The following is a 24,974-nucleotide window of genomic DNA, read 5'->3' on the forward strand; positions in this document are numbered from 1 at the left end:
GTCGTATTTCGGCCCGATGAGGTACGGGGGCGTATAGCTCAGGCGGTTAGAGCGCTTCGCTGATAACGAAGAGGTCCCAGGTTCAAGTCCTGGTACGCCCACGGATCGTGAAACCGGCAGGCAACTGCAAGGAGGAGCACTGTGAAGAAGTTGCTGGTAGCGGCAGCTGCTGTTGCAGGAGTTTTCGCCTACAAACGGTGGCAGGAGTCCGAGAAGGAAAAAGAAGTGTGGAGCAGCGCGACTGATCCAGTCGAGTAAAACTTCACCGCCTGGTCGGGGTATACTGATCAGGTTCCGTTTTACGGGGGCATGGCGCAATTGGTAGCGCACCTGCTTTGCAAGCAGGGGGTTCGGGGTTCGAGTCCCCGTGCCTCCACCGAAAGATAAGGGCTCCAGTCGAAAGACTGGGGCTCTTGTCTGTTAACGGTGGCTAACGGTTCGCCGCTGTGTTTCGGGCTGCACGCGCGGTGTGCACGGCACGCAACACCTTCGCTGGGTAGTAGATCGACATGAAGATCAGCATCGGAATTTTCAGAACTTTCTTGTCAATCTGATGCGCTCGGTAGGTGCGGTCGAACCTTGTGACGTAATAGCGGTAGTCCTTGGGCGAATTCTCGAGGCGCCGGGCTGACATCCCGCTCACCATGCCGGGGATGTACCGGATGATCAGATCCTGTTCTGCAAGGTGAAGAGAGAGGTCTATGTCCTCATGCATCTCGTCCTTTTCATCAAGACAGGTGTACTCACGGATCTGTTCCCATGCCGTCCTGCGAAGCGCCATGTTGGAGCCGAAGAGAAAGTGGTACTGGTTACGTGCGAGCTTCAGCACGAGTTGACGCATCTTGTCATCCGCTTTCAGCCCCCACCGCCGCATCGGCATGTCATAGTAGACAACCGGTCCGGTCGCGGCGGCTACGGTTGGATCGCTGAACCCTGCCTGAACGGTTTCGACCCAGTCGGGTTCCAGGACGGAGTCGGCATCAATTCGGCCTAGTACGTCTCCTGTTGAGTGGTTCAGCCCATAGTTTCGGGTAGGTATGAGACCTTGCTTGTCATCTTGCTCCAGCAGGCGGATCGGGCTCTCAGGGTATTCGAGCTGCATCTGACGGCAAATGTCGGCAGTGCGGTCAGTAGAGCGATTGTTCACGACCAGAATCTCGTGTGCCGGCATTGACTGATAGATGGCCGCGACGAGGCACTGGCGGATGACGCTTTCTTCGTTGTACGCCGGGATGACTATCGACACGGACGGCTTCGCGGTGTGCACGGCCGTAAATCTATCACCGGCCGGTCAGACTAAGACCCCAGACATCAAAAAAGCGGGAAAGATCCTCCGATAGGTGGACCTTTCCCGCTTTTTGCGGGGCGTCAACGAACCTAGACGGCGGGACCCTTGGGTGCGCCGGCGCCGTCGTCCGACTTTTCGGCTGCGCGGTCAGCGGCTTCCTTGATGTCGTTCACAGCCTGCTTGGCCTCTTCATTGTGCGCAATGTCTGCAACAGGAGTCGGTTCAACCGGAGCTGGGGTTTTCCAGGGATCCTCCACAGGCTGTGAAGCGCGCCAGATGGCAACTCCAGCTGTCAGGGCGGCGGCGATGATGCCGACAATCAGCCAGCCCTTCCCGCCCTTGCGCTGCTTGCTTCGCCTGAGGTCTTTCGCGGCGCGCTGGGCGGCGACAACGGCTGCTTTCTGGTACTTCTTTACGGCCTTTTTGTCACCGGTAACCTTGGTCACCACACCGGCAACTCCAGCCGGGATGGTAGCAGCAGCCAAAGTACGCGACGCTGAATCTGCGGCATCACCAAGCCGGTATGACACAGCCGGGATGTATTCACTCACGACGCGGTCGCGCGCGTGGTGGATGGCCGGGGTTGCGCGGTCCAGGGTGCCCTGAATGCGGGGCGCCGTGCCGTCGACGAACTGGTTGATGCGCGGACCTACGCGGTCCAGGCTCTCCTGAATTCTAGGGGTGACGACGGCTATGCCGTCTGACAGACCCTGTGTTGCCCGGTTCACGCCCTGCTGGATCCTGGGCGAGGCCGTCTCGATTCCTCGCTCGATTCGCGGCGTCACCCATTCTCTGGCGGCATCCACTCGCGGAGCGGCCCAATCCCGTGCCGTTCCGACGCCCATCAGAACGTTGTTCTCAAGGCTGCGGACAACGCTTTCGGATTTCTTCACAACTACCTCCCATGGATAGTGACTGTTGTTAGTCAGCCTACGTGCTATCCCGAGGTCCATGCTATCCGTGCGTTGGTTTCACAGCTTTTTCACTGTACGCGGAACGTGGTCGTTCCGGGAGATACCACGGGTGTGCGTGAAAGAATGGATCCCATGACAGCTATAGCTACTGCACACGCAACTATTCACACCAGCCTTGGAGACATCAAGGTGGAGCTTTACGGCAACCACGCCCCGAAGACCGTCAAGAACTTCACGGGCCTCGCTACCGGTGAGATCAAATGGACTCACCCCAGCACGGGCGAAGAGACCAACGCACCGCTCTACGACGGCACCATTTTTCACCGCGTCATCAAAGACTTCATGATCCAAGGTGGCGACCCCCTTGGCCAGGGCATCGGCGGCCCGGGCTACAAGTTCGACGATGAGATCAACCCCGACCTTGACTTCAGCGCTCCCTACAAGCTGGCAATGGCCAATGCCGGCCTGCAGAATGGCCGCGGAACCAACGGCTCGCAGTTCTTCATCACCTCCGTTCCCACCACGTGGCTGCAGGGGAAGCACACCATTTTCGGCGAGGTCAAGGACGAGTCATCCCGCGCCATCGTCGACCAGCTCAACTCGATCCCCACCGATGGACGCGATAAGCCTCTCGAAGATGTCGTAATCAACAGCATCACCATCGAGCAGGCCTAGCACCGTATGACTTATGGAATCCCGGCGGGCCAGCCGGATGAGGACGTTCCCGTATGCCCACGCCACCCGGACAGGGTGAGTTATGTGCGGTGTCAACGATGTGGCAGGCCCGCCTGTCCGGAATGCCAGCGTCCGGCGGCCGTCGGGATTCAGTGCGTCGACTGCGTGCGTGACGCACAGCGCCACAGTCCGGCCACGCGCACCATCTTCGGCGGAACAGTGCGGCAAGGGAAACCGCTGGTGACCTTTTCGCTCATCGGAGCCTGCGTAGCGTTGTTCCTGGCCCAACTAGCCATCCCCGGGGTGACGGACCTATTGGCGTACGCAGGAATCTATACCTCCGGCATCATCACTCCGGAACCCTGGCGCATGATCACCGCCGCGTTCCTTCACTCCACAGGATTCCTGCTCCATATCGGTTTCAATATGTATGCGCTGTGGATCATCGGACAGGCTCTTGAACCCCTGCTGGGGCGGGCAAGATTCCTCGCCCTGTACCTGATCGCTGCCTTCGGCGGATCGGTGGCGGTACTCCTGCTGACCAATCCGCTGCAGGGCGTTGTCGGGGCATCAGGGGCGGTGTTCGGACTCTTCGGGGCCATGCTCATTGTGCAGAGGCGGCGTGGCGGTGACGTACGGCAACTGGTTGTGCTCATTGCAATCAACACCGTCCTCGGGTTTGTGGTATCGGGAATCTCCTGGCAGGCACACCTTGGCGGTCTGATGGCCGGAAGCGCTGCCGCGGCCATCATCGCCTACACGCCGCGGAGTTCGAAGCGCTCCCTGATCCAGTGGTCAGGACTGGCCGCGCTGACGGTTGTCCTCCTTGTTCTTACGTTTGTCGGTGCAAGCCTGGTGACGTTCCCCGCCTAGTTTTCCACAAGGGTTATCCCCAGTGGGGAAAACTTACACACATGTAATTCCACAGGTGTGGATAAGCAGAACCCACGGATTTCAGAAACGGCCCGAAGAATTGCACCGAGTTACCCACAGCTGTGGATAACTCGGTGCACAACCTGTGCACGACTACGTAACCGCTTCCTGTACTTCGGCCAGCAGGTTCCGCATCTCTGTTTCGGCTGCGTCAGGGTCGGATCCGGCGATCGCCGCCGCGACGGCTTCGTGGCTGGCAAGCGAATACTCACGGGGTGTGCGGGGCATCAACCCCTGGGTGGTCCTTCCCCGGAGAACTTCCGTGACAACGTCATCGAGCGCGGAGAACATCTCGTTACCGCTGGCCAACAGGAGTAGGGCGTGGAATTCGATATCCACGGCTAGAAACTCGTCAAGACGGCCCGCTTCGCCGAGTGCGCGCAACTGCTGGGCGAGGTTCACAACGACGGCGCGTTGCTCTTGGGTTGCATTGCGCGCTGCTCCCGCCGCAGCAAGCGGCTCAACTGCGCATCGCAGTTCCATCAGGCTCTTGAACTGCCGTGCGCGGGATGTTCCCTCCAACCGCCAACGGATGATCCGCGCGTCGTAGACATTCCAGTGACGAGGGGCCTGAACCACAATTCCGACGCGGCGTTTGCTGAAGACGAGGTTCATGGATTCGAGAATCCGCATGCAGTCGCGAATCACGGTTCGTGAGACCTTGAAGCGCGCCTGTAGTCCCTCGATTGTCAGCCGTCCCCCGGGTTGTAGCTCACCGCTGACAATGCTGCGCCCCAGCTCCTCGATGATGCTGCTGTACTTTACGGCGGCCGCCGGTGCCCGGCCTTGCGAAGACAGCACCACTGATTGACCTTTCCGAGGGGTAGGGATGGGATCAGAATAAGCCGGGACGCCGGCGATTCAAAGGTCGCATCTTTACATTCGGTAAAGGTGCTACCTTTATAGCCGAGTAGATTGAGCGTTGAGTCGCAGGCGGCGGAAACGACCAGAAAGTCGAGGAGACGGCGTGGAGTCACGAATGCATCTGGTGATTATGGGCGTGTCAGGATCAGGCAAGACGACGATCGCCACTGCACTGGCGGAGCGCCTCGGTTGGATCTATGCCGAAGCGGACGAGTTTCATTCCCCTGAGAACATCACGAAGATGACCCAGGGTATTGCTTTGACCGACGAGGACCGCAAACCCTGGCTTGATTCAATCTCGCATTGGATCAGCGAGAAGAGCGCCAATGGAGAATCCACCATCGTGACGTGCTCGGCGCTGCGAAGGCGTTACCGGGATGTTCTGGCCGCTGCCGACGGTGACATCCGGTTTGTTCACTTGCTCGGCGATGTTGACCTCATTCGCTCACGCATGAAGACGCGCACCGGGCACTTCATGCCTGAATCCCTGCTGCCATCGCAGGTCAGCACCCTCGAAATCCTCGAGGAGAACGAGCGCGGGCTCACCATCGACAATGTCGGCACACCCGCGGAAGTTACGGATCGGATCATGGCCGAACTCGGCATCATCGCCTGAGCGCATAGAACAAAGGAGGCGCCTTTCGCTCGGAAGGCACCTCCTTTCTGGCTGGATGGAGCAGCCGCTCTGGCTAGAACTACCGCCAGCGGGTGGTCATGAGGAACCCGGCGATCGCGACTCCAAAGCCAATGAGAATGTTCCAGGAGTCGATGCCTGGGATCGGGAAACGTCCTTCGGAGATGTAATAGACCAGAATCCACAACAGACCGAGCACCATCAACCCGAACATTACCGGCTTGTACCAGACCGGGTTCGGCTTCGGTTCCGCAGCGGCGCGCGTCTTCGGCTCGACCTGCTTCTTGCGGGACTTCGACTCGGGCACGGATCCTCCTAGACGGTGGCTGGGGCTTCCAGCCGCTGTGTTTGTGGTCATACAGCTCGGAACCCGGCCGCGACACCAGTTATCCTGAGATGAGGACCCATGGCATCGGCGCGGTTCTAGCTGCCCATTCTAGCTAATGAATGGCCGCTGCGACGCCCGACATCACATCCGTAGGCAGGGAGAAGGATTGAGCGACCTCGGCGGCGGCATCGCGGTGGCTCGCCGTGACCGTTCCCGGCGCGCGCCCGCCCGCCGACGTCGTCGTAGTCTGCTCGAGATGGCGGCCCAAGTGATCGGTGAGCTGCTCATCACGGCCGGCGTTATCCTGCTCCTGTTCGTGGCGTGGCAGCTGTGGTGGACAAATGTCCAATCCAATGCAAAACAAGACCAGGCAGTTGAGGAGTTCTTCGCCGACCTCGGTGAGGCGCCTGTGGCAGATGATCCTGTGGACGAGCCTCCAACTTCGTCACCGGATCAGGTTCCCGTTCTGGAGGCGAAAGCAGCGGGTGAGACCTTCGCCGTCATCTACATCCCGCGTTTCGGGGACAGCTACACCCGGCCGGTCACCAGCGGGGTGACGACGGCCGTGCTCGACAACCTGGGCCTGGGACACTATCCCGAGACCGGCATGCCGGGTGCTGTAGGGAATTTCGCACTTGCAGGCCACCGGCAGACAAACGGCGCCGTGCTGGACAACATACATACTCTGGTGCCCGGCGATCGCATCTATGTGCAAACACAGGACGGTTATTACTCCTACGTCTACCGGAATACGCAGATTGTACTGCCGGACCGAACTGATGTCCTCGCGCCGGTACCTACGCAGCCGGGCGTTGAACCCGAGGAACGAATCCTCACCCTCACCAGCTGCAATCCGCGCTTTGGCGCGCAGGAACGAATTATCGCCTACGCAGTGATGGAGTCATTCCAGTCACTGGAGGACGGACCGCCGGAGGAGATTGCCGCACAAGTAGCCGAGGTCGCGGAAGGAGCCGCCTGATGTACGCCTTCATATTCCGCCACTTGCCGGGGCCTCTCTGGCTTCGGATCGTCTGGGCGATTCTGCTCATCATTGCAGCACTGGCAGTCCTCGTGAGCTGGGTCTTCCCCTGGCTGTCCCAGTTCAGCCCCCTGACCGATTCAACGATTGGCACGTGATCATGAACAGTCCTACCCGAATCCTGGTTGTCGACAACTACGACAGCTTCGTGTACACGCTGGTCGGATATCTGCAGGAACTGGGTGCGGAGACCACCGTTGTCCGGAATGATGACGTCACGCTCGCTGAAGCTGTGGCGCTTGCCGAAGTGAGGGACGCAGTTCTCATCTCCCCCGGGCCGGGAGCGCCCGCGGAAGCCGGCGTCTGCATCGAGCTAATCAGGTGGTGCGGCGCAAACGACAAGCCGATGCTCGGTGTGTGCCTTGGCCACCAGGCGCTGGCAGAGGCTTACGGCGGATCAGTGACCCATGCTCCCGAACTGATGCATGGAAAGACGTCCCTGGTAGAACATGACTCAACGAACGTCTTCGAAGGCCTGAACTCGCCGTTGACGGCCACCCGCTACCACTCGCTGGCAGCAGTAGGGGACGTTCCTTCCGAACTGCGTGTGACGGCGAGGACGGCGAGCGGAGTGATCATGGGTCTTGAGCACCGGTCCGCTCCGCTGTGCGGAGTTCAGTTTCACCCGGAGTCGGTCTTGACCGAGGGCGGCTACCGGATGCTGGGGAACTGGTTGGAGCAGGCCGGCCTGGACGGCGCTGCAGCCCGCTCAGCCACGCTTAGCCCGCTGATTCACCAGCAGTCAGGGACCTAGGCCCTCCACCGCATCTCCCACGACGCCGCTGTTGCCCTGCCCGTTTCCCTGTCCTCGCCCGCGACCCTGGTTGCCGGGCTCTTCCTCCTCGGCGGGAGCGCTCGACGCGGGCGGCGGGGCTGTTGACGGAGCAGGCTCTTCTTCGGCCGGTTTGGTAGCAACATAGATGACTACTTCGGTGCCCGGCGCGATATTCGAGTTCGCAACCGGTTCCTGTCTCACTACAAGGCCGGGTTCCACGACGGCGTTTGGTTCCTCCTCGATCCGTGGGACCAAAGCGCGGGCCGGGTCTTCCAACAGCGCGACTGCTTCATCGCTCGGCAAGGAAGTGAGACGAGGGACGGTCACCAGCCCGGTCGAAAGCACGAGGTTAACCTCGGAATCAGCGGGTACGGTCGAGCCGAGTGCCGGCTCGGTTTCGATCACCCGGCCCGCGGGAACAGTTGCGCTGTTCGCTTCACTCACGCTACCGCCCCGCAGGCCAACCGACTCAAGGGCATCCCTCGCTGAGGATTCGGTCATCTGGAAAATGTCCTCAGGTATTGCGCGATTTGCCGGTCCCTTGGAAATCAGCAGTGATACCAGGGCATCCGGTTCCACCTCGCTGCCTGCTTCGGGATCGGTAGTGATAGCGAAGCCCGACTCGACTTCATCGTGGAACGTACGTTCCACCTGCGGACGGAGACCCACGGCGGTCAGCGCGTTGCTTGCCTCGGTTTCACTCAGGGAGTCAACGGCGGGAACAGAGGTGAGGATGGGCTCCTCCGGTTGCGCGTTGAGGATTCCGAAAAGCGCGATACCTCCGGCAGACAGGAGCAGTGCCAACAGCACCAGCAGTACAGCTATCCACCCGCGCCGGCGTGAGCGGGTCCGGTCTTCGGCATCGCGACGGTTCTGCGCCGCATGTGCCACGGGCAGCGAGCCCGTCTCCTCTTCCTCCACCAGCGAATCAGCTGCGATGCTTCCACCGGCAAGAACCCTGGCCATCGCTCTTGTCTGAGGGGCGTCGTCGTCCGTTCGTGCTGGAACGGCGGCGATTGCTTCGGTAGGTGCTGCCGGCACGTCTGGCCGGATGCCTTTGCGCGCGTCACGAAGGGCCGACCGGAAGTCGGCTGCACTCTGGAAGCGCCGGGCGCGGTCCTTCTCCAGCGCAATGGAGAGCACTGACTCGATCTCCGCCGGAATGCTGGCATCGATTTCACGGGCAGGCGTGGGAATCTCACGCACATGCTGGTAGGCAACAGACACCGGGCTGTCGCCGACGAACGGAGGCCTTCCGGTGAGTAGTTCGTACAGTAGGCAACCCGCCGAGTACAGATCACTGCGAGCGTCCACGGTTTCTCCGCGCGCCTGCTCAGGGGAAAGGTACTGTGCGGTACCGATCACCGCTTGGGTCTGGGTCATGGTGGCGGCGGAATCGGCCATTGCCCTCGCAATGCCGAAGTCCATCACTTTCACCTGACCCTCAGGAGTAATCATCACGTTGGCCGGCTTGATATCCCGATGGACAATGCCTGCACGGTGGCTGTACTCGAGTGCTGAGAGAACTCCCAAAAGGTAGTCGACAGAGGTCTCAGGCGTCAGTTCTCCGCGCTTGAGGAGATCGCGGAGGGTCCGCCCGGCAACATATTCCATCACGATGAAGGGAACACGGACCTCGTCATGGTGCTGGCCCTCGACCTCCTCCTCACCGGTGTCGTACACGGACACGATCGTGGGGTGGTTCAAACCGGCAACCGCCTGCGCTTCGCGGCGGAATCGGGACTGGAACAGTGGGTCCCGGGCAAGGTCACGGCGCAGCACCTTGATGGCCACGGTACGGCCGAGCCGGACGTCACGGCCGAGGTGAACGTCGGCCATACCGCCACGGCCGATCAGTTCACCCATCTCGTAACGTCCGTTGAGGACTCTCTCGCTGCTCACCTGGTGCCCCCTCACATGCTTCCTAGGGCTGGTCCTGGCCGGGCGGAGTCTGGCCGGGACCGATCGCCGGGGGCGCCTGGGTTTCATCAGGGCCCAGGGAGACGACGTAACGAACGGTGCTTCCCGGTTCCACCTCGGTGCCTTCAGCCGGATCCACGGACAGGACGGTTCCCGCTGCTTGTTCGGAAGCTTCAGAACCGGAACGGACGGCGCTGAGCCCCAGATCGGCGAGGGCCTGCTGCAGTTCTTCCTCGGTGGCTCCTACAAGGCCCGATGGAATGGTCAACGTCTCGGGCGCTTCCGCGAAGGTGACAGTGATCTGGGAGCCGGGCGTCAGTGGGCCGACGGGGTTGAGGGTCAGGACCGTCCCGGGATCAAAATCGTCCGTAACCTCCGGCTGCTGGTCCACGGAGAATCCCAGATTGTTGAGCTCGGCCACGACCACGTCAATGGGACGACCCTGATAGGTGGCCTCATCCACCACGATCGCTTCCGGTGTGGTGGGTGCGGGGGTGGTGGGTTCCGGAGTGGTTTCTTCCGGCGTGGGCGTCGGGCTTTCACTTTCGGACGGCGTTGCGGACGCCGAGGAGCTGGTGGGTGCCGGGGCCGGCTCGTCTTCGTTGCCGGCCAACAGCGGAGCGAGCAGGAAGCCGGCAACGGTGAGCGCTGCCAGGACCAGCAGGACAATCAGCGCAATCAGCCAGGGACTGCGTCCACGGGATTCTTCCTCTGGCGGGGGAACTTCGTCGATATCTTCCTCGGTCCACTCCCGTGACGCCGCAACTGCGCCGGCGCCTGCCCCTGCACCTGCGACGGCGGGCAGAGCCGACGTCGTTGGGGCGGGAATCGCGCGGGTGGCGCCGGTGGGTGCCGGGACCGGAGTGGTGAGTGGGCCGGTGGAGTCCGTAAACAGCAGCATTCCGGGTACGGCTGACTCAGCTGCACGGATATCGTTGCGCCGGATGGCGGCGACAGCCTCGGCAAGCGCTTCCGCGTTCCCCGGACGGTCCGCCGGGTCCTTGGCCAGCATGCTCGCGATAAGCGCACGCACCGGATGAGGGATAGTTTCGGGTAGATCAGGCGGCGCATCATTGACCTGGGCGAGGGCAATTGCGATTTGCGACTCACCGGAGAACGGGCGGCGTCCGGCGAGTAGCTCGTACCCGATCACGCCCAGCGCGTAGATATCGCTGGAACCGGTTGCCTGCTGCCCGGTTGCCTGCTCTGGAGCCAGGTACTGGGCAGTGCCCATAACCTGTCCGGTGGCGGTCAGCGGAACCTGGTCAGCAAGGCGCGCAATGCCGAAATCTGTAATCTTCACGCGGCCATCGGGCATGATCAGCAGGTTTCCGGGCTTGACGTCCCGGTGCACAAGGCCCTGGCGGTGTGCGACGCTGAGGGCCGTTGCGGTCTGGCCGATGATTGACAGCGCCCTGTCCGGTGCCAGGATTTGTTCGCGCTCAATGATGGTCGACAGGGGCTGGCCTGGGACGAGCTCCATGACGAGATAGGCTGAGCCGCCTTCCTCACCATAGTCAAAGACGTTCGCGATGCCCTCGTGGTTCAGCAGGGCGGTGTGGCGGGCTTCGGCGCGGAACCGATTGAGAAAACCGGGATCCCCCGTATATTCCTCTTTGAGAATTTTTATGGCCACGATGCGTCCGAGCACCTGGTCACGTGCTTTCCAGACCTCACCCATGCCTCCGATGGCGATGCGATCAGTCAGCTGGAACCTGCCGCCTAATGTGATACCTGAAGTAGGTCTCACCTATTCAACACCGCCTCTATGAGTCTCTTAGCGTTTGGACTTGTCAATTGAGCACCCGTCGCTATGTCGACGTCCTGCATCACGATGGAAACCACTACTTCCGGATTGTCGGCCGGCGCGAAGCCGGTGAACCAGGCGTTGTCGCCCTGCTCGGGTACTTCCGCCGTGCCGGTCTTGCCGGCTACTTCCACCCCTGGGACCGCGGCATTCTGGGCCGTACCGTTCTCCACCACGTTGACCATCCACTCCGTGATCAGGTTGGCGTTGTCCGCGCTGAGGGATTCGCGGAAAACCTCCGGCTCCGGTTCGTCGATGATGGAGAGGTCCGGTGCACGGACGGCTTTCACCAGGTTGGGCTTCATGAGCACACCATCATTGGCGATCGCAGCGCTAACCATCGCCATCTGAAGCGGTGTGACTGCGACACTGAACTGCCCGATGGCCGACTGCGCGAGCTGGGCTTCACTAAGTTCTGTGGGGAACTGGCTGGCCGCCACCTCAACCGGAATGAAAAAGCGCTCACCAAAGCCGAACTCCTGCGCCTGCTCGAGTACCGCCTGCTCACCGACCTCCCACGCAATCTGGGCAAACGGAGTGTTGCAGGACTGCTCGAGTGCAAACTCGAGGTCTGCGGTGTCACGCGCCGCGCACCCGCCGGTGGTGAAGTTCGGGAGCCCGACGTCGGTGCCCGGCAGGTCAAGCACCGGCGGGTTGGGGATAGTGGACTCCGCATCGAACTGACCTGTCTCAAGAGCGGCCGCGGCCACCACGAGTTTGAAGACTGATCCGGGAGCCACAAGTGACTGCGTTGCTGGGTTGAAGTAGATGGACAAGCCGGGAACCTGAGCGAGCTGCTCGATGTTCTGCACAACCACCGACGTGTCATGGGCGGCGAGCAGATTAGGGTCATACGACGGCTTGGAAGCCATCGCGAGCACGTTTCCGGTGGCTGGCTCCATCACAACGATCGATCCGGTCTGCCCTTCGGGGATCATGTCCCAGGCCAGCTGCTGCAATTGAGGATCGATGGTCAGCTCGACGGAGGCACCCTGTGCCTGGACGCCCGAGAACAGCCGGACCATCTGATCAATGAAGAGGTCGTCGCTACTGCCGGAGAGCTCCTCATTCATGACGTTCTCCAGCTGTGTGGAACCGTTCACCAACGAGAAGAATCCCGTGAGGTGCGCATACATCTCCGGCTCGTTGTAGACGCGCTGGTAGTTGAATTGGTCATCCGACGGCACGGATTCCGCGATCGGACGACCATCCACCAAAATCGCGCCCCGGTTCTTTCCATAGTCCTGCAGGATCTGCCGCGTATTCCAGTCATTGTTCTCCAGCGCGTTGGCCTCGAAGAACTGGACATAGGTGAGGGATCCGAGGACGAGCGCGAACATGCTCATGGCCACGATCCAGGAGCGTCGGATTGCCTGGTTCATGCGGTGACCTCCCGCGTAGGATCTGTTGCCGGAGTGTTCCGATTCTGCTTGCCTTCGGAGTATGTTTCGCGGACCGGCCCCTTCACGGCCGGCCGCCGGGCCGTCTCCGAGATGAGCAGGAGCAAGGCGACGATGATCCAGTTCGCCAGCAGGGAAGAACCACCGGCCGACATGAAGGGTGTGGTGAGCCCGGTAAGCGGAATGAGCCGTGTTACCCCGCCGATGACAACAAAGCACTGCAGCGCGATCGTGAAGGACAAGCCGCAGGCGAGAAGCTTTCCGAACCCGTCACGGGTGCCGAGAGCCGCGCGGAAACCCCGGGAAATAAGCAAAATGTAGAGCAGCACGATGGCGAAGAGCCCGATTAGGCCGAGTTCCTCACCGAGGGCCGTGATGATCATGTCGCTGTTGGCATAGGTTACAAGATCCGGCCTGCCCTGCCCGAGCCCGGTGCCGACGAGTCCACCGTTCGCAAGGCCGAAGAGCCCCTGGACAACCTGACCGCTGCCACCGGGATTGCGGTTGAAGACCTCCGGCTCAAACGCATTGATCCAACTGTCTATGCGCAGGGCAACGTGGCTGAACAACTGAAGGGCTGCGTAACCACCGACAGCAATCATCGCGAGGCCGATCAACACCCAGCTGACCCGCGACGTCGCGACGTAGATCATGGCCATAAAGAGGCCGAAGAACAGGATGGAGGAGCCGAGGTCACGCTGGAAGATCAGCACGCCGATGCTGACCAGCCAGGCGGCCACCATGGGTGCCAGGTCCCGGAAACGCGGAAGCTGCAGCGGTCCCAGCTTCTTTCCGGCCAGCAGGATGAGGTCGCGGTTGGTGGAAAGATACCCCGCGAAAAATATGGCGAGAGTGATCTTGGCGACCTCGCCGGGCTGGAAGGTACCCACACCCACGTTGATCCAGATACGCGCCCCGTTGATTTCGACGCCGAGCGGGGTAAGCGGCAGCATCAGCAGGACCGCGCTCACAATGAGCGATATATAGGTGAACCGACGCAACATCCTGTGGTCCTGAATCACCAGGAGTGTAGCTATGGACGCACCCATGGCGACAGTTGTCCAGAGGAACTGGCTCGGTGCAACAGGTTGTGCATCGGCCGGAAGTGCCAGGTCTAACCGGTAAATCATGGCCAGCCCGATTCCATTGAGCGCGATCACGATGGGAAGAATTACCGGATCTGCATATTTTGCGCGGAAACGAAGAAGTATGTGGAAGATCAACGCCAGCGCGGCCAGCGTACCGCCCTGCAGCCAGAAGGCCGAGTCGAACGGATTCTCCTTGTCGAGACCTACAAGCCAGTTGGCGCCGATCGCTACTGTAAGGGCCACGACAAGGAGGAGTGCCTCGACATTACGACGGGACTTCGGGACTGTGAGTACCTCACTCATTGGACTCTCCCTCCACAGGAGGCTGCTTCGCCTGGTGCTGCATCAGCGCTTGCGGAGGCGCTGGGGCTGGCTTCGGCGGTGGCGCCGGGACTCGCAGGAGAGGCACTTGCACTCGGTTCTGGTGTTGGGCTACCCGAGGACGACGGCTCAGGCGACGCAGTCTCGGGTGAGGCTGAAACTGTGGGCGACGGGCCGGCGGACGGGCTCGGATTGCTCTCCGGTGGACACGGCAGCGCCCGCAGTGACTGGCGGAGGTCTTCAACGATGTCCTGTGCATGTTCGAGGTCGCTCGCTGCGAGAGTGTTCTCGAGGCGATTGCGCTGGAATTCCGGAAGGCTGGACACAGGAATGTCGGTCGTCTGGTCCACGTGGCTCAAGGGAATCGGCCCGAGTGTCTGAGCAACCCCGTTGTAGATGGCCACCCTGTTGTCGAAGGTAGCAACGTAATAGCGCGTCTGGGTCCAGACGTATCCCAGGGAAAGCACTGCGGCAAGGATCAGTGCCATCAAAGCCAGGGCGGCCGGCAGCAGCCAGCGCCGGCGGCGGGGCGCGGAAGCTTCCTCGGTCTGGTCGTCCTCCACGGTGTCCGCGGGTGCTGCCTTGTGCGTCAGCATCATAGCTGCGCGGCGCTCGGTGGACCGCTGCGTGACGATGGGAATCTGTCCGGTTTCAGTAGCCAGCGCTGCCGAACCCACCAGGGTATGCGGGCGGGATGACAGGTCTTCCCGGATAACGTCCGCCCTGATGGCTACACCGGGTGTCGCGTCATCAGTAGAAGTGTCGCTGTCCGTCTCCCCGGCTGCTTCACGCGCGGGCGGAAGTGCGGTGAGCGCGGCAGTGCGCAGATCTTCAGGCGTGGCGGTGTCCACATCCACCACCACGATGGTGATGTTGTCCGGGGATCCGCCGGCCAGCGTCAGGTCAACAAGCGTGTTGACGCAAGCTGAAAGATCACGCGTTTCACGGATAATTCGTTCGACTGTGGCATCATCCAGGACGGCATTCAATCCGTCCGAGCAGAGCAACCAGCGTTCACCGGGCTCAGCATCGAAGGTGGTCAGGTCGAGTTCCGGGCTGGCATCGACATCACCGAGGACGCGCATCAGCACGTTCTTGTGCGGATGGACCTCCGCCTCCTCCGGCTTGAGCCGGCCCTCCTCGATGAGTCGCTGCACAAAGGTGTGGTCGACGCTGATCTGCTCGAAAACATCGTTCTTCAGCCGGTAGGCCCGCGAATCACCGATGTGGGCAAAGGAAATTTTCTCGCCGTTGAGAAGCATCGCCGTAACGGTTGTACCCATGCCGGCAAGCTGCGGGTTGGTGCTGACCAGTTCAGACAGGAGCGAATTGGCAGTCTGGATCTCGTCGGCCAGGTGAGTGCCGGCGTCGTCGTCGTAATCCTTACGGTCAAGATGCACCAGATCCAGGACTGTGGACGCTGAGGCGATGTTGCCGCCGGCGTGCCCGCCCATTCCGTCCGCTACAACGGCGAGGTAACGGCCGGCATAGGCGGAATCGTCATTCTTTGCGCGGACTTTTCCCACATCCGAGCGGGCGGCGAAACGGAAAACCAGGGCCATGGACTATGGCCTCAATTCAATAACCGTCTTACCGATCCGGACGGGTACGCCAGGTTCCACCGGCAGCGCGCGGGTCAGCTGGTTGCCGGCAAGATAGGTTCCGTTGGTGGATCCGAGATCTTCAATGAACCACCGGCTGCCCTGCGGGAAGAGCCGGGCATGGCGGCCGGACGCGTAGTCATCCTCAAGGACAAGCGTGGCTTCTTGGGCGCGGCCCAGCAGGATGGGGCTGGACGCGAGGTCCAGGGCGGTTCCCTTGAGAGGGCCTTCCGTGACGATCAGACGCCGCGCCTGCGCCTTGGCCGGTGGTTCCTCAACCAACTCCGGGTGCTTACGGGCTTCGCGGGCTGTAGGAGAGCCAGTCCGGTTGCGCAGGCCCACCACAAGATCCCGCCGCAATGCGCTGACGACGCTAAGGACGAGGATCCAGATCAGGAGCAGGAACCCGTATCTCAACAGCGTTACGGTCAGATCACTCATGCTTGGCGTCCACCGTTCTGCACGGGTACAAGTCGGAAAGTCATGCGGGTACGACCCATGGTGATCACTGAGCCGTCCGTCAGGTCCGCTTCCCCCTGTACGCGTTGTCCATTCACATAGCTGCCGTTGGTCGAGCCGAGGTCAACGGCACGGGACTGGCCCTGAGCGGTGTGAATCTCAAGATGCCGGCGGGACACACCGGTGTCATCGATGAGGATGTCCGCCTCCGATGAACGGCCCAGAAGGACGGACCCGGCGTTCAACGAGTAGCGCTGACCGTCGAGTTCAAGGACGGGCTGATAGCGCGTGGGCTGGCGGTTTGGGACGCTGGGAGCAGGCCGACGCTGCGCGGGCTGTTTTTCGGTGGCTGAGTCGATTTCAAAGGAACCGGGCTTCAGGTCGGAATCGCGGGTGAAAGACACCCGAACCGATCCCTGAAGCGTGTAGTGCTGGCTGTTGACGTGCTTGATGACGACATCACACAGTTCCTCGGCGAGTGGCGCCCCCCACTCCTGAGCGAGTGCGAAGTCCGGATCTGATAGCCGGGCGGTGAAAACATTCGGTGCAAGGGTGCGTCCCTGCGCCAGCGTGAGTGACTTGTTATCCAGTTCGCGGCGCAGTGCGCTGGCAATCTCGACGGGCTGCACCTGGGACCTGGAACCGGTGGAGAAGGCGCCACGGACCATCTTTTCGAGTCCGCGCTCGACATTATCCAGAATGCCCATGCCTACCTCCTTACCTGCTTTTCTTGCTGCCCGAATGCGCCCGCACGAAAGCGCGCGGAGGCATGCCGGGTCGCTGCTGTCTTGTGTCGATACTACTGGGGCGTCCCCTAAATGGCCTTAACGCGGCATGTTGCCCCGTCGATTACATTCAACGTCTCTACTCATCGCAAAGTTGCGCGGTGTGCCGTAGCTGTACCGTTTAGGTGTTTTTGGCGCCGCTCCGTTATGCTTGTTTCTGCTGATTCGGAGGAATCTTTTCCAAGAATCCTTCTTCACTTTGCGCGAGTGGCGGAACGGCAGACGCGCTGGCTTCAGGTGCCAGTATCCGAAAGGGTGTGGGGGTTCAAATCCCCCCTCGCGCACGAGAGAAAAATAACCCCGGCCTCGTGTCGGGGTATTTTTTTACCTACTTTCTGATGCATTGAACGGCCAAGACCCCGGTCAGCGGAAGTCCCGTGACTTGGTGGCGGCTTTGAGGCGGAGCACCTCGAACTTGTCTGCCACCAGGTTCACCACCCCCTCGTTGGACCGCTCCAACACTCCACGCACCAGGACGCTACTGGCCTCCCGCGCTATCCGCCGATACCGCTGCCAGACACCGACTGAGCAGATGACATTAACCAGCCCTGTCTCGTCCTCAAGGTTCATGAAGGTGATGCCGCTAGCCGTGGCAGGGCGTTGCCGGTGGGTAACCACTCCACCGACTTCAACGCGCCGACCAGCCTCGGCGGAAAGGAGGTCCGCGGCGGTCAGTGCGCCTCGGCGTCGTAATGTTGGCCGGGCGTGGCGCACCGGATGGTCATCTGTGGTGATTCCAGTGGACCACAGGTCTGCTGCCATGCGGTCGACGTCGGTAAGGTCCGGAAACAGGGGCGGCTGGATGTACACAGTGGTTCCCTTGATTTGGCCCTCGCGTTCCGTGGAGGCGGGACCGGCATGCCAGAGCGCTTCCCGCTGGGTGAGTCCCATTGAGTCAAATGCCCCGGCAGCTGCCAGCGCTTCGAGCTGCTGTGAGTTCAGTTCGGTCCGGCGCGCCAGGTCACCCATGGTTTCAAAGGGGCCGTTTGCCTCGCGTTCCTCGACGATGGCCTGTGCCAGTTTCTTGCCGATCGACTGCACGCTGTCCAGCCCTAACCTGACCGCATGGTTGCCGTCGCGGCGGTGAACCGTTGAGTCAAAGGGAATGGTGCGGTCGAATTTCCCCACTGGGGGCTGGTGGAACGCCAGGCAGTTATCAGAACCTGTGGAACCTGTTCCCGCGGAGCCGTCCACCTCCAGATCTGCATGAATCCCGGACAGCAGGATGTCCGGGCGCAGGACCGTGACGCCGTGCCGCCGGGCATCTGCCACCAGGGTCTGGGGTGAGTAGAAGCCCATGGGCTGTGCGCGCAGGAGCGAGGCCAGGAAGGCCCCCGGATAGTGGAGCCGGAGCCAGGCACTGGCGTAGACCAGCAGGGCAAAGCTGATGGAGTGGCTTTCAGCAAAGCCGAAATTGGCGAACGCCTGGATTTTCCGGTAGACGGAGTCTGCGGTTTCCCCGACAATTCCATTGGACTTCATGCCCGCGTACAGCTTCTCCTTGAGGGTGTCGATCCGCTCAAGGCCGCGTTTGGACCCCATAGCGCGGCGCAGCTGATCGGCGTCGGCGCCTGAACAGTTGCCCACTACCATGGCCATCTGCATGAGCTGCTCCTGGAAGAGCGGTACTCCGAGCGTGCGCTTGAGCACCGGTATCAGCTTGGGATGCAGGTAGCTTTCTTCCTCCTCGCCCAGTTTCCGCTTGATGTACGGGTGCACCGCTCCGCCCTGAATGGGGCCGGGACGCACCAGCGCAACCTCGATAACCAGGTCATAGAACCGGCGGGGCTGCAGGCGCGGCAACATTCCCATTTGCGCGCGGCTTTCCACCTGGAACACTCCAATGGAATCAGCGAAGCACAGTTGATCGTAGACTCCCTGCTCTTCCCGGGGCATGGTGTGCAGCGTCCATTCCTCACCGAAGTGCTTTTTGACGAGGTCGAAGTTGTACTGCATGGCCGCCATGATGCCGAGGCCCAGCAGGTCGAACTTGACCAGGCCCATCCAGGCGCAGTCATCCTTGTCCCACTGCAGGACGGTGCGCCCGTCCATGCGCCCGTGCTCGATCGGGCACACTTCCCCGATTGGGCGGTCGGTGAGCACCATTCCGCCCGAGTGGATTCCCAGATGGCGCGGAAACTTCAGCACTCCCTGTGCCAGTTCCACCACCGGCTCGGGGATGTCGTGATCATCACTGGAAACCAGTGCACCCCAGCGCTCCACCTGTTTTGACCAGGCATCCTGCTGCCCGGGGCTGTGCCCCAGCGCCTTGGCCATGTCGCGGACCGCGAACTTGGGCCTGTAGGTGATGACGTTGGCAACCTGGGCGGCATTGAACCGGCCGTACTTGTTGTACACGTACTGAATGACCTCTTCGCGACGGTCGGAATCGAAATCGACGTCAATATCAGGCTCCTCGTCCCGCAGGCTGGAGAGGAATCGTTCAAAGGGGAGGTCATACAGGATGGAATCGACGGCGGTGATTTCCAACAGGTAGCAGATAGCGGAATTCGCTGCTGATCCGCGGCCCTGGCAGAGGATGCCCCGGGTGCGCGCAAAGTGGACCAAATCATGGACGATCAGAAAATAGCCCGGGAAGTCTTTCTCCTCGATCACACGCAGTTCTTTTTCAATGCGCTCACGGACATCATCCCTGCCGGCGTAGAACTTGGCTGCGCCTTCCCAGACCAGCTTCCTCAGCCAGCTCATCTGTGTGTGGCCCTCCGGCAGGTTGAGTTTGGGCAGGCCGGGCTTGACGCTGCTGAGCCGGAATGCCAGATCATCCGCCAGTTCCACTGTCCGTTCCACGGCCCCTGGATAGGCGGCAAAACGGGCTGCCATTTCCGCGCCGCTGCGCAGATGCGCAGACCCCGACGCCGGTAGCCACCCATCCATGTCATCCAGTGACCTGCGTGCGCGGACGGCGGCCACCGCGGTTGCCAGTCTGTGTTGCTCAGGGACGGCATAGTGCACATTGTTGGTGGCAACGACGGGCAGCTTCAGCCGCGTGGCGATGTCCCACAGGGCATCATTGTGCGCACTGTCCAGCGGGTTGCCGTGGTCGTAGAGTTCGACGGCGACGTTGCCCGTACCAAAAAGGTCTATCAAACGCCGGGTTTCCTCTTCCGCGTCCTGAAGGCTGCCGTTGCGGAGCGCATGGCGGACGGCTCCTTTGCGGCACCCGGTCAGTATCATCCAGTTGTTGCCTGCCCTGGCGGCGAGCTCGGCAAGGTTGTACCGGGGCTTGCCTTTCTCTGCTTCCGGTTTCAGCTGAGCTTCCGTGATTGCCGCGGCCAGCTGATGATAGCCCTCTGCGCCGCGGGCGAGGACGAGCAAATGCCGGCCCTCCGGGTCTGGTTCACCGTTTTGGGGTTTGCTCAGTTCCAGGGATAGCTCAGTGCCGTAGATGGTGGAGAGCCCGGGGTGTTTCTCTGCCGCTTCAGCCAGGTGGACAACACCGTAGAGCCCATCATGATCGGTCAGCGCCAGCCCGTGGAGACTGAGCCGGTGGGCTTCCTCGACAAGCTGTTCGGGACTGGCAGCACCATCAAGGAAGCTGAAATTCGAATGCACGTGAAGTTCCGCGTAGGGCACCACCGGACCGTCAGGCATGGTCACCGGTTCTTCCGGCGGGGAGTACGGATGCCGTTTCAGGGACCAGGCGGGACTGTCTCCGCCGTCAGCACCCAGGGGCGGGGAACCGGGGCGGCGACGATCGGAGAGGGTCCGTTCAAACTCCGACCAGGAAATCGGGGGATTATTGAAGCCCATGTCAGGACTCTCTGTTTGTGCCAGCACGGTGGCATACGGAAGGCCTAGTCATAGCTGGCCTCCGCCCACCAGCGGTGATCAACAAGCAGCAGCAGCCAGGCCGTTCCTGATTCATCCACCACCTGGAACCGGTTGAGGGTGCGCCCATTCGAATCCCACCAGCGCTCGACAATGGGCCACGGCCCCGCCCACGAGGAAATGGCGGTTTGCCGCGGAGGCGCCGCGACAAGCACGGCAGGAACGGCTGTGAGCAGTCCGCGCCGATCAACGTCTACGGTGCTTCCTGCGCCGTCCAGCACCTGGACCGGACGGGGCTCGTCGAAGACGGTGGCTGGAACTGGGCCGGGGAGCTGGCCGGGCCACGGAAGATCCCGGCTTTTGGCAGCAGCTTCCGACGGCGGATCTCCCCAGGGAATGAACACCCGCCGGTCGGTGAGCATTCTTCCACCGGCCACCATGGCCGTCAGTACCGCACCATGTCCCAGCATGCTTTGCACCCGGGCAAGACCGTGGTGAATATTTTCATCCGGGCCCGTTCCCCACAGCCCGTCCGCGTGGTCGCTGAGATCCTCCACCGTCTCCGGCTGAAGCTGGACCTTGCTGATTCCGGAGCTCAACCCATGCTCAACGTTTCCGCTGCCCTGCAGTTGCCAGCGGACGCGGTCCAGCACGTCATCCGCGTCGAACCAGCGGGGGTGCCGCCAGAGCCGAACCGATTCCTCACCGGATTCCGACTGCAGCCGTACCACCAGAACCGTGCACACCAGCCCTGCTTCACGCAGCCGGCCCACGAATTCCTCCGCGGACAGGCGCAGGGTGAACGTCAGCTCATCAATGCGTGCCAACGGCGGTTCACAGTGCACGACGGCGTCGAGTTCCGCCGGCGGTTTCCTGACCACTACGCTGTGGTGGTCATATCCGCTTGCCTTGAGATGGGCCAGTGCACCTTCCACGCCGAACCGGTTGCGGACGTCAGCACGGGCAAGGGCGGCGAAATCTCCAAGCGTGCGGATTCCAAGCCGGCGCAGCACCACCGCGAGTGCTGGTTCCTCCAGAACTTCCAGGGGGAAGCTGCCAAGGAATGAGGCTGATTCTCCGGGCGGAAGGATCCATACGGGATCGGCCCCCGGATCCTCCAGGAATTCCGTTGCACGGGCAGCATGCTCAGCGGCAAAGGGGCTGTCTGCTACTCCTACCCGGGTGGCCGTGAGCCCGATGGCGGCGAGGGTTTTGAGCAGGACAGCCGCCGCGCGTTCTTCACTGCCGTAATACCTGGCAGGACCTTTGGCGTGAAGGACACATAATCCTGGGCGAACAAGCTGCACCCCGGGCATGATCTTTTCCATAGCGGTTATAACTGGTTCGAAGTTTCTCGCGTCCAGTGCCGGTTCATAGGGAAGAACAGTAAGGGTGGTGCACCGGGCCTGGGCTTCCCGGAGGCGAAGGCCGCGTTTGACTCCTTGTTCCCGGGCGGAGGGGGAGCAGGCGAAAACCTCGCCCTTCCCGATCAATGCCACGGGGTGTTCTGCCGGCAGGAGGTATTCCCTGAGTGCTGCAGTGATGGGCCAGTCCGGACACCAGAGAGCCATGGTGCGGGTAGTGGTGGGGGATGCCGGCGCGGCCTGGCTGGAACGGGAAGATTTCATGATGCGCGGGCCGGTCTGGAGAAAAATTCCTGCTGCCCGGACTCCGAATGTGCAGCGGGCGCAGATGGAGACATGGATGTGGACCACGGCCCATGGTGAAGATCCGGCAGCCATAGGTCTGCGGTGCGTGAACGGCCGGTGGAAGCGTGCGCTGTGATCCGCATCCTGCGGCTTCGAAGATGCCCGGTTCCTGAACCCAGGCCCTGCCAGTTGCTCCCGGTTACGCTGAGCGTTGCCTCGCTGTGCGGCCAGGACCCCATGGTCACCAGTGCAGCACCGCGCTGGCGTAGGCGTGCCATCAGACGGGAGGCATCCGATGGAGCGACGTGCTGTGGAGCGCAGGTCAGAACAATTGACACCACATCCACCATTGCTGCAGTCACCGTGAGCCACTGATCCCCGGGGTGGGGCACCAGAACCAGTTTGTCCAGCGCTATGCCGAAGCCGGCAGCGGCTTCCACACTGAAAGTGGGCATGCCGATGACGCTGCACCAGGCTCCGGCGCCTGACGGGCCTGCCAGCAAAGCCATAGCCAGGGTGGTGGAGTTGGTCACCGAATACGCCGCACCCGCCTGGAGCCCGCCCCCCGGAAGAATTCCAGCCAACACCGGCACGGTGGGCAGCCGCCGGGAAGAGGGCCTGCTGTTCTGCATGCCGTTGATTTTGGACTGGAGCTCCGCCTTGAGCCGGGCTTTGTCAGCAGCCTGATCCACGGCAGACAGCGCCCGGCGGGTACCGCCGGGGAACTGACCCGGAGGTACGGCCTGAACTATGGCTGCTGCTGGTGAACTCACACTTAATGTTCGAACGCGTGTTCGATTAAGTCAATTGGCTTTCCAGGCTGTGGAGGACTTCATGGTCACCCAGTACTCCAGTACCCTGTCTCCATGTGCGGACGCTTTGTAGTGGCAGGCTCGAACAAGGATCTGGTGGACCTTTTCGACGTTGACACGGTGGGCGATGATCTTCCCGAACCGTCGTGGAACATCAGCCCTACCGATCCCGTTCGGGTAGTCCTGGAATCACTCAAAGACGAGCAGGTCACCCGACGCATGGAGGCCGCGCGGTGGTGGTTGACGCCGTCGTTCTCAAAAGAACTGAAAACCAAGGCGCCCACCTTCAACGCCCGGTCGGAAACGGTGGGCAGCAAGCCCACCTTCAAGCCGTCCCTCGAGAGCCGCCGCGCCCTCATTCCTGCCAGCGGCTACTACGAATGGCGAACCGAGGGAAAAACAAAGATTCCGTTCTACATCCACCTGCCGGGAGAACCGGTGGTGTTCGCAGGACTGTACGCCTGGTGGCGCAACAGGGAGTTACCGGATGACCACCCCAACCGCTGGGTACTCTCCTCCACCATCCTGACCCGTCAAGCAGTGGGGCCGGTGGCTGAAATCCACGACCGCACACCGGTGACGCTCCCCCGCGAATTCTGGAACGAGTGGCTGGATCCCACCACAAAGGGGACGCAGGAACTTGCTGATGAAGCGGTTGCAGCAGCCACTCCCGTTGCCGAACAACTGCAATTCCACGAGGTGGCGCCGGTTCGGGAGGACAGCCCGCTGCTGATTGAACCGCTGAACCCGGCGTAGGAGCTAGTCCTTTGCGCGCCGCGCTTCCTTGGCCCGCTTCTCTTCCGCACGTACCCGAGCCATGGTTGAGCGCTCCGCCACCAGCCACTCAGGCGGTGACTGGAGCAGCGCGGTGATTTCCGCAGTCGTCAGTGGGTCTGTGATTCCGCCGCGGGAGAGGCCGCTGATCGAGACACCCAGCTTGTGCGCCACTACGGGACGCGGATGGGGACCGGTGCGGCGAAGCTCGGCAAGCCACTCGGGTGGATTCTCCTGGAGCTGGTTGAAGTCTCCACGGGAGATGTCGTTGTCCTGGAACTCTTGTGGTGTTGCGGGCAGGTAGATGCCAAGTTTCTTCGCGGCGGTAGCCGGTTTCATGGTCTGCGGGGACTTCGCTGGGGTCATCCTCTCAGCGTAACCGCGACTGGGTTACTGTGAAGACGTGCCCGAGCCCCAATCTTCCACGCTGCAGGTCGGCTTTGTTCCCGGGGTAACGCCCGGAAAGTGGGTGGGACGCTGGCGGGAGCGAAACCCTGAGCTTCCGATCGAAGCAACAGAGTACGACGACGGCGCGCTGGCTTCGGCGCTCCGGGCCGGCTCAGTGGACCTTGCGTTCGTCCGCCTGCCCGTGGACAGGGACGCGCTCAGCGTCATCCCGCTTTACGAGGAACTCGCCGTTGTGGTGGTCTCGAAGGATAACGAGCTCTCCCTGCTTGATGAGGTCCCACTCTCAGAACTGGGCAACGAGAATGTCCTCGACGTGCAGGAATGCGGTGGAGCGCGGATGGCCATCGAAATCGCGGCGTCGGGAGCCGGTGTCGTTGTGCTGCCCATGTCCGTTGCGAGGCATTACAACCGGCGTGATGTCGAGGTTCGGGTTGTACCGGACGCACCTTCCACCAGAATTGCCGTTGCATGGATTGCCGAGAACACCACGGATGACATCGAGGAATTCATCGGGATTGTTCGGGGAAGGACGGCGCGCAGTTCACGGCAGCCGTCGGCCCAGAAGGAAGTACCCAAGCAAAAGGAAACCCGTAGCGAGCCTAAAAAGGCAGCAAAGCCCGCGAAGGGCAGGTCTGCGCCCGGCAGGACCAGGAACAAACCGACCGCCAAAGGTGCGCCGAACCCTCGCGGGCGCGGCCGCCGTCGTTAAGT

Annotated in this window: 24 protein-coding genes and 3 tRNA genes; 12 read left to right on the forward strand and 15 right to left on the reverse strand. The window is 61.7% G+C overall.

What is annotated here, in order from left to right; genetic code table 11:
- Positions 1 to 27 precede the first annotated feature (27 nt).
- From AC1MBU_RS02120 to AC1MBU_RS02130, 3 genes are all read left to right on the forward strand, one after another.
- Positions 28 to 101 (forward strand) — tRNA-Ile (locus AC1MBU_RS02120).
- A gap of 40 nt (positions 102 to 141) precedes the next feature.
- Positions 142 to 258: a DLW-39 family protein gene (locus AC1MBU_RS02125; protein WP_235563158.1), complete on the forward strand. Its 117-nt coding sequence runs from the start codon at positions 142 to 144 to the stop codon at positions 256 to 258.
- Between the two features lie 45 nt (positions 259 to 303).
- Positions 304 to 376 (forward strand) — tRNA-Ala (locus AC1MBU_RS02130).
- A 54-nt stretch (positions 377 to 430) separates the two neighbouring features.
- Here AC1MBU_RS02130 and AC1MBU_RS02135 read toward each other — a convergent pair.
- Positions 431 to 1,267: a glycosyltransferase family 2 protein gene (locus AC1MBU_RS02135; protein ID WP_479788308.1), complete on the reverse strand. Its 837-nt coding sequence runs from the start codon at positions 1,265 to 1,267 to the stop codon at positions 431 to 433.
- A gap of 110 nt (positions 1,268 to 1,377) precedes the next feature.
- On the reverse strand, positions 1,378 to 2,181 hold the full coding sequence (locus AC1MBU_RS02140) for a hypothetical protein (protein ID WP_277358076.1): 804 nt from the start codon (positions 2,179 to 2,181) through the stop codon (positions 1,378 to 1,380).
- 153 nt (positions 2,182 to 2,334) lie between these two features.
- On the opposite strand from AC1MBU_RS02140, the gene AC1MBU_RS02145 reads away from it, so the two are divergent.
- On the forward strand, positions 2,335 to 2,877 hold the full coding sequence (locus tag AC1MBU_RS02145; protein ID WP_056545617.1) for a peptidylprolyl isomerase: 543 nt from the start codon (positions 2,335 to 2,337) through the stop codon (positions 2,875 to 2,877).
- 6 nt (positions 2,878 to 2,883) lie between these two features.
- Complete coding sequence (locus AC1MBU_RS02150; protein WP_479788309.1) at positions 2,884 to 3,750, forward strand: rhomboid family intramembrane serine protease; 867 nt, start codon at positions 2,884 to 2,886, stop codon at positions 3,748 to 3,750.
- A 153-nt stretch (positions 3,751 to 3,903) separates the two neighbouring features.
- Here AC1MBU_RS02150 and AC1MBU_RS02155 read toward each other — a convergent pair whose 3' ends face one another.
- Complete coding sequence (locus AC1MBU_RS02155; RefSeq protein WP_277358078.1) at positions 3,904 to 4,611, reverse strand: FadR/GntR family transcriptional regulator; 708 nt, start codon at positions 4,609 to 4,611, stop codon at positions 3,904 to 3,906.
- Positions 4,612 to 4,777: 166 nt separating this feature from the next.
- Between AC1MBU_RS02155 and AC1MBU_RS02160 the strand changes: the two genes are divergently transcribed.
- On the forward strand, positions 4,778 to 5,290 hold the full coding sequence (locus tag AC1MBU_RS02160; protein ID WP_277358079.1) for a gluconokinase: 513 nt from the start codon (positions 4,778 to 4,780) through the stop codon (positions 5,288 to 5,290).
- A 79-nt stretch (positions 5,291 to 5,369) separates the two neighbouring features.
- Here AC1MBU_RS02160 and AC1MBU_RS02165 read toward each other — a convergent pair whose 3' ends face one another.
- Positions 5,370 to 5,615, reverse strand: coding sequence for a cell division protein CrgA (locus tag AC1MBU_RS02165; RefSeq protein ID WP_056545619.1), 246 nt, complete (start codon positions 5,613 to 5,615; stop codon positions 5,370 to 5,372).
- A 277-nt stretch (positions 5,616 to 5,892) separates the two neighbouring features.
- On the opposite strand from AC1MBU_RS02165, the gene AC1MBU_RS02170 reads away from it, so the two are divergent.
- The 3 genes from AC1MBU_RS02170 to AC1MBU_RS02180 are packed head-to-tail and all read left to right on the forward strand — an operon-like array spanning position 5,893 to position 7,429.
- Entirely contained in the window at positions 5,893 to 6,615 is a 723-nt protein-coding gene (locus tag AC1MBU_RS02170; RefSeq protein ID WP_157359044.1) for a class E sortase, read from the forward strand.
- Complete coding sequence (locus AC1MBU_RS02175) at positions 6,615 to 6,773, forward strand: hypothetical protein (RefSeq protein ID WP_277358080.1); 159 nt, start codon at positions 6,615 to 6,617, stop codon at positions 6,771 to 6,773. The genes AC1MBU_RS02170 and AC1MBU_RS02175 overlap by 1 nt, the downstream gene beginning before the upstream one ends.
- Before the next feature lie 2 nt (positions 6,774 to 6,775).
- Positions 6,776 to 7,429, forward strand: coding sequence for an anthranilate synthase component II (locus tag AC1MBU_RS02180; protein ID WP_479789708.1), 654 nt, complete (start codon positions 6,776 to 6,778; stop codon positions 7,427 to 7,429).
- Here AC1MBU_RS02180 and pknB read toward each other — a convergent pair.
- From pknB to AC1MBU_RS02215, 7 genes are read right to left on the reverse strand one after another with little or no spacing between them, the layout of a single operon-like run.
- Positions 7,418 to 9,352, reverse strand: coding sequence for a Stk1 family PASTA domain-containing Ser/Thr kinase (gene pknB, locus AC1MBU_RS02185; protein ID WP_346027793.1), 1,935 nt, complete (start codon positions 9,350 to 9,352; stop codon positions 7,418 to 7,420). The genes AC1MBU_RS02180 and pknB overlap by 12 nt on opposite strands.
- A 22-nt stretch (positions 9,353 to 9,374) precedes the next feature.
- Positions 9,375 to 11,120 (reverse strand): protein kinase domain-containing protein, encoded by a 1,746-nt coding sequence (locus AC1MBU_RS02190; protein WP_277358082.1) that lies wholly within the window; start codon positions 11,118 to 11,120, stop codon positions 9,375 to 9,377.
- The gene (locus tag AC1MBU_RS02195) at positions 11,117 to 12,559 is read right to left on the reverse strand and encodes a peptidoglycan D,D-transpeptidase FtsI family protein (RefSeq protein ID WP_479788310.1); all 1,443 of its coding nucleotides are present in this window, start codon (positions 12,557 to 12,559) and stop codon (positions 11,117 to 11,119) included. The genes AC1MBU_RS02190 and AC1MBU_RS02195 overlap by 4 nt, the downstream gene beginning before the upstream one ends.
- Positions 12,556 to 13,968, reverse strand: a complete 1,413-nt coding sequence (locus AC1MBU_RS02200; RefSeq protein ID WP_479788311.1) for an FtsW/RodA/SpoVE family cell cycle protein — start codon at positions 13,966 to 13,968, stop codon at positions 12,556 to 12,558. The genes AC1MBU_RS02195 and AC1MBU_RS02200 overlap by 4 nt, the downstream gene beginning before the upstream one ends.
- Positions 13,965 to 15,548 carry a PP2C family protein-serine/threonine phosphatase gene (locus AC1MBU_RS02205; protein ID WP_479788312.1) on the reverse strand — a complete coding sequence of 528 codons (1,584 nt, stop codon included), beginning with the start codon at positions 15,546 to 15,548 and terminating at the stop codon, positions 13,965 to 13,967. Before AC1MBU_RS02205 ends, AC1MBU_RS02200 begins: the two co-directional genes overlap by 4 nt.
- Before the next feature lie 3 nt (positions 15,549 to 15,551).
- Positions 15,552 to 16,028: an FHA domain-containing protein FhaB/FipA gene (locus AC1MBU_RS02210; RefSeq protein WP_056545632.1), complete on the reverse strand. Its 477-nt coding sequence runs from the start codon at positions 16,026 to 16,028 to the stop codon at positions 15,552 to 15,554.
- On the reverse strand, positions 16,025 to 16,753 hold the full coding sequence (locus AC1MBU_RS02215) for an FhaA domain-containing protein (protein ID WP_277358085.1): 729 nt from the start codon (positions 16,751 to 16,753) through the stop codon (positions 16,025 to 16,027). The genes AC1MBU_RS02210 and AC1MBU_RS02215 overlap by 4 nt, the downstream gene beginning before the upstream one ends.
- A 279-nt stretch (positions 16,754 to 17,032) precedes the next feature.
- On the opposite strand from AC1MBU_RS02215, the gene AC1MBU_RS02220 reads away from it, so the two are divergent.
- Positions 17,033 to 17,115 (forward strand) — tRNA-Leu (locus tag AC1MBU_RS02220).
- Positions 17,116 to 17,194: 79 nt separating this feature from the next.
- Here AC1MBU_RS02220 and AC1MBU_RS02225 read toward each other — a convergent pair.
- From AC1MBU_RS02225 to AC1MBU_RS02235, 3 genes are read right to left on the reverse strand one after another with little or no spacing between them, the layout of a single operon-like run.
- The gene (locus tag AC1MBU_RS02225; RefSeq protein ID WP_479788313.1) at positions 17,195 to 20,602 is read right to left on the reverse strand and encodes an error-prone DNA polymerase; all 3,408 of its coding nucleotides are present in this window, start codon (positions 20,600 to 20,602) and stop codon (positions 17,195 to 17,197) included.
- A 44-nt stretch (positions 20,603 to 20,646) separates the two neighbouring features.
- Positions 20,647 to 22,248 carry a DNA polymerase Y family protein gene (locus AC1MBU_RS02230; RefSeq protein WP_277358087.1) on the reverse strand — a complete coding sequence of 534 codons (1,602 nt, stop codon included), beginning with the start codon at positions 22,246 to 22,248 and terminating at the stop codon, positions 20,647 to 20,649.
- Positions 22,245 to 23,042 carry a hypothetical protein gene (locus AC1MBU_RS02235; RefSeq protein ID WP_479788314.1) on the reverse strand — a complete coding sequence of 266 codons (798 nt, stop codon included), beginning with the start codon at positions 23,040 to 23,042 and terminating at the stop codon, positions 22,245 to 22,247. The genes AC1MBU_RS02230 and AC1MBU_RS02235 overlap by 4 nt, the downstream gene beginning before the upstream one ends.
- Before the next feature lie 93 nt (positions 23,043 to 23,135).
- On the opposite strand from AC1MBU_RS02235, the gene AC1MBU_RS02240 reads away from it, so the two are divergent.
- Positions 23,136 to 23,837 carry an SOS response-associated peptidase gene (locus AC1MBU_RS02240; protein ID WP_277358089.1) on the forward strand — a complete coding sequence of 234 codons (702 nt, stop codon included), beginning with the start codon at positions 23,136 to 23,138 and terminating at the stop codon, positions 23,835 to 23,837.
- 3 nt (positions 23,838 to 23,840) lie between these two features.
- Here AC1MBU_RS02240 and AC1MBU_RS02245 read toward each other — a convergent pair whose 3' ends face one another.
- Complete coding sequence (locus AC1MBU_RS02245; protein ID WP_277358090.1) at positions 23,841 to 24,221, reverse strand: DUF5997 family protein; 381 nt, start codon at positions 24,219 to 24,221, stop codon at positions 23,841 to 23,843.
- A 37-nt stretch (positions 24,222 to 24,258) separates the two neighbouring features.
- Between AC1MBU_RS02245 and AC1MBU_RS02250 the strand changes: the two genes are divergently transcribed.
- On the forward strand, positions 24,259 to 24,972 hold the full coding sequence (locus AC1MBU_RS02250; RefSeq protein ID WP_479788315.1) for a LysR family transcriptional regulator substrate-binding protein: 714 nt from the start codon (positions 24,259 to 24,261) through the stop codon (positions 24,970 to 24,972).
- Positions 24,973 to 24,974: the final 2 nt, after the last annotated feature.

The organism is Arthrobacter sp. PTI12 (assembly GCF_056679915.1).

Bases quoted from the DNA above. Each gene is read 5' to 3' on its own strand.
- AC1MBU_RS02150 (WP_479788309.1), top strand. From the start codon at position 2,884: ATGACTTATGGAATCCCGGCGGGCCAGCCGGATGAGGACGTTCCCGTA.
- AC1MBU_RS02240 (WP_277358089.1), top strand. From the start codon at position 23,136: ATGTGCGGACGCTTTGTAGTGGCAGGCTCGAACAAGGATCTGGTGGAC.
- AC1MBU_RS02195 (WP_479788310.1), bottom strand. From the start codon at position 12,559: ATGAACCAGGCAATCCGACGCTCCTGGATCGTGGCCATGAGCATGTTC.
- AC1MBU_RS02175 (WP_277358080.1), top strand. From the start codon at position 6,615: ATGTACGCCTTCATATTCCGCCACTTGCCGGGGCCTCTCTGGCTTCGG.
- AC1MBU_RS02230 (WP_277358087.1), bottom strand. From the start codon at position 22,248: ATGAAATCTTCCCGTTCCAGCCAGGCCGCGCCGGCATCCCCCACCACT.
- AC1MBU_RS02180 (WP_479789708.1), top strand. From the start codon at position 6,776: ATGAACAGTCCTACCCGAATCCTGGTTGTCGACAACTACGACAGCTTC.
- AC1MBU_RS02225 (WP_479788313.1), bottom strand. From the start codon at position 20,602: ATGGGCTTCAATAATCCCCCGATTTCCTGGTCGGAGTTTGAACGGACC.
- AC1MBU_RS02205 (WP_479788312.1), bottom strand. From the start codon at position 15,548: ATGGCCCTGGTTTTCCGTTTCGCCGCCCGCTCGGATGTGGGAAAAGTC.
- AC1MBU_RS02210 (WP_056545632.1), bottom strand. From the start codon at position 16,028: ATGAGTGATCTGACCGTAACGCTGTTGAGATACGGGTTCCTGCTCCTG.
- AC1MBU_RS02170 (WP_157359044.1), top strand. From the start codon at position 5,893: ATGGCGGCCCAAGTGATCGGTGAGCTGCTCATCACGGCCGGCGTTATC.
- AC1MBU_RS02215 (WP_277358085.1), bottom strand. From the start codon at position 16,753: ATGGGCATTCTGGATAATGTCGAGCGCGGACTCGAAAAGATGGTCCGT.
- AC1MBU_RS02200 (WP_479788311.1), bottom strand. From the start codon at position 13,968: ATGAGTGAGGTACTCACAGTCCCGAAGTCCCGTCGTAATGTCGAGGCA.
- AC1MBU_RS02145 (WP_056545617.1), top strand. From the start codon at position 2,335: ATGACAGCTATAGCTACTGCACACGCAACTATTCACACCAGCCTTGGA.
- AC1MBU_RS02245 (WP_277358090.1), bottom strand. From the start codon at position 24,221: ATGACCCCAGCGAAGTCCCCGCAGACCATGAAACCGGCTACCGCCGCG.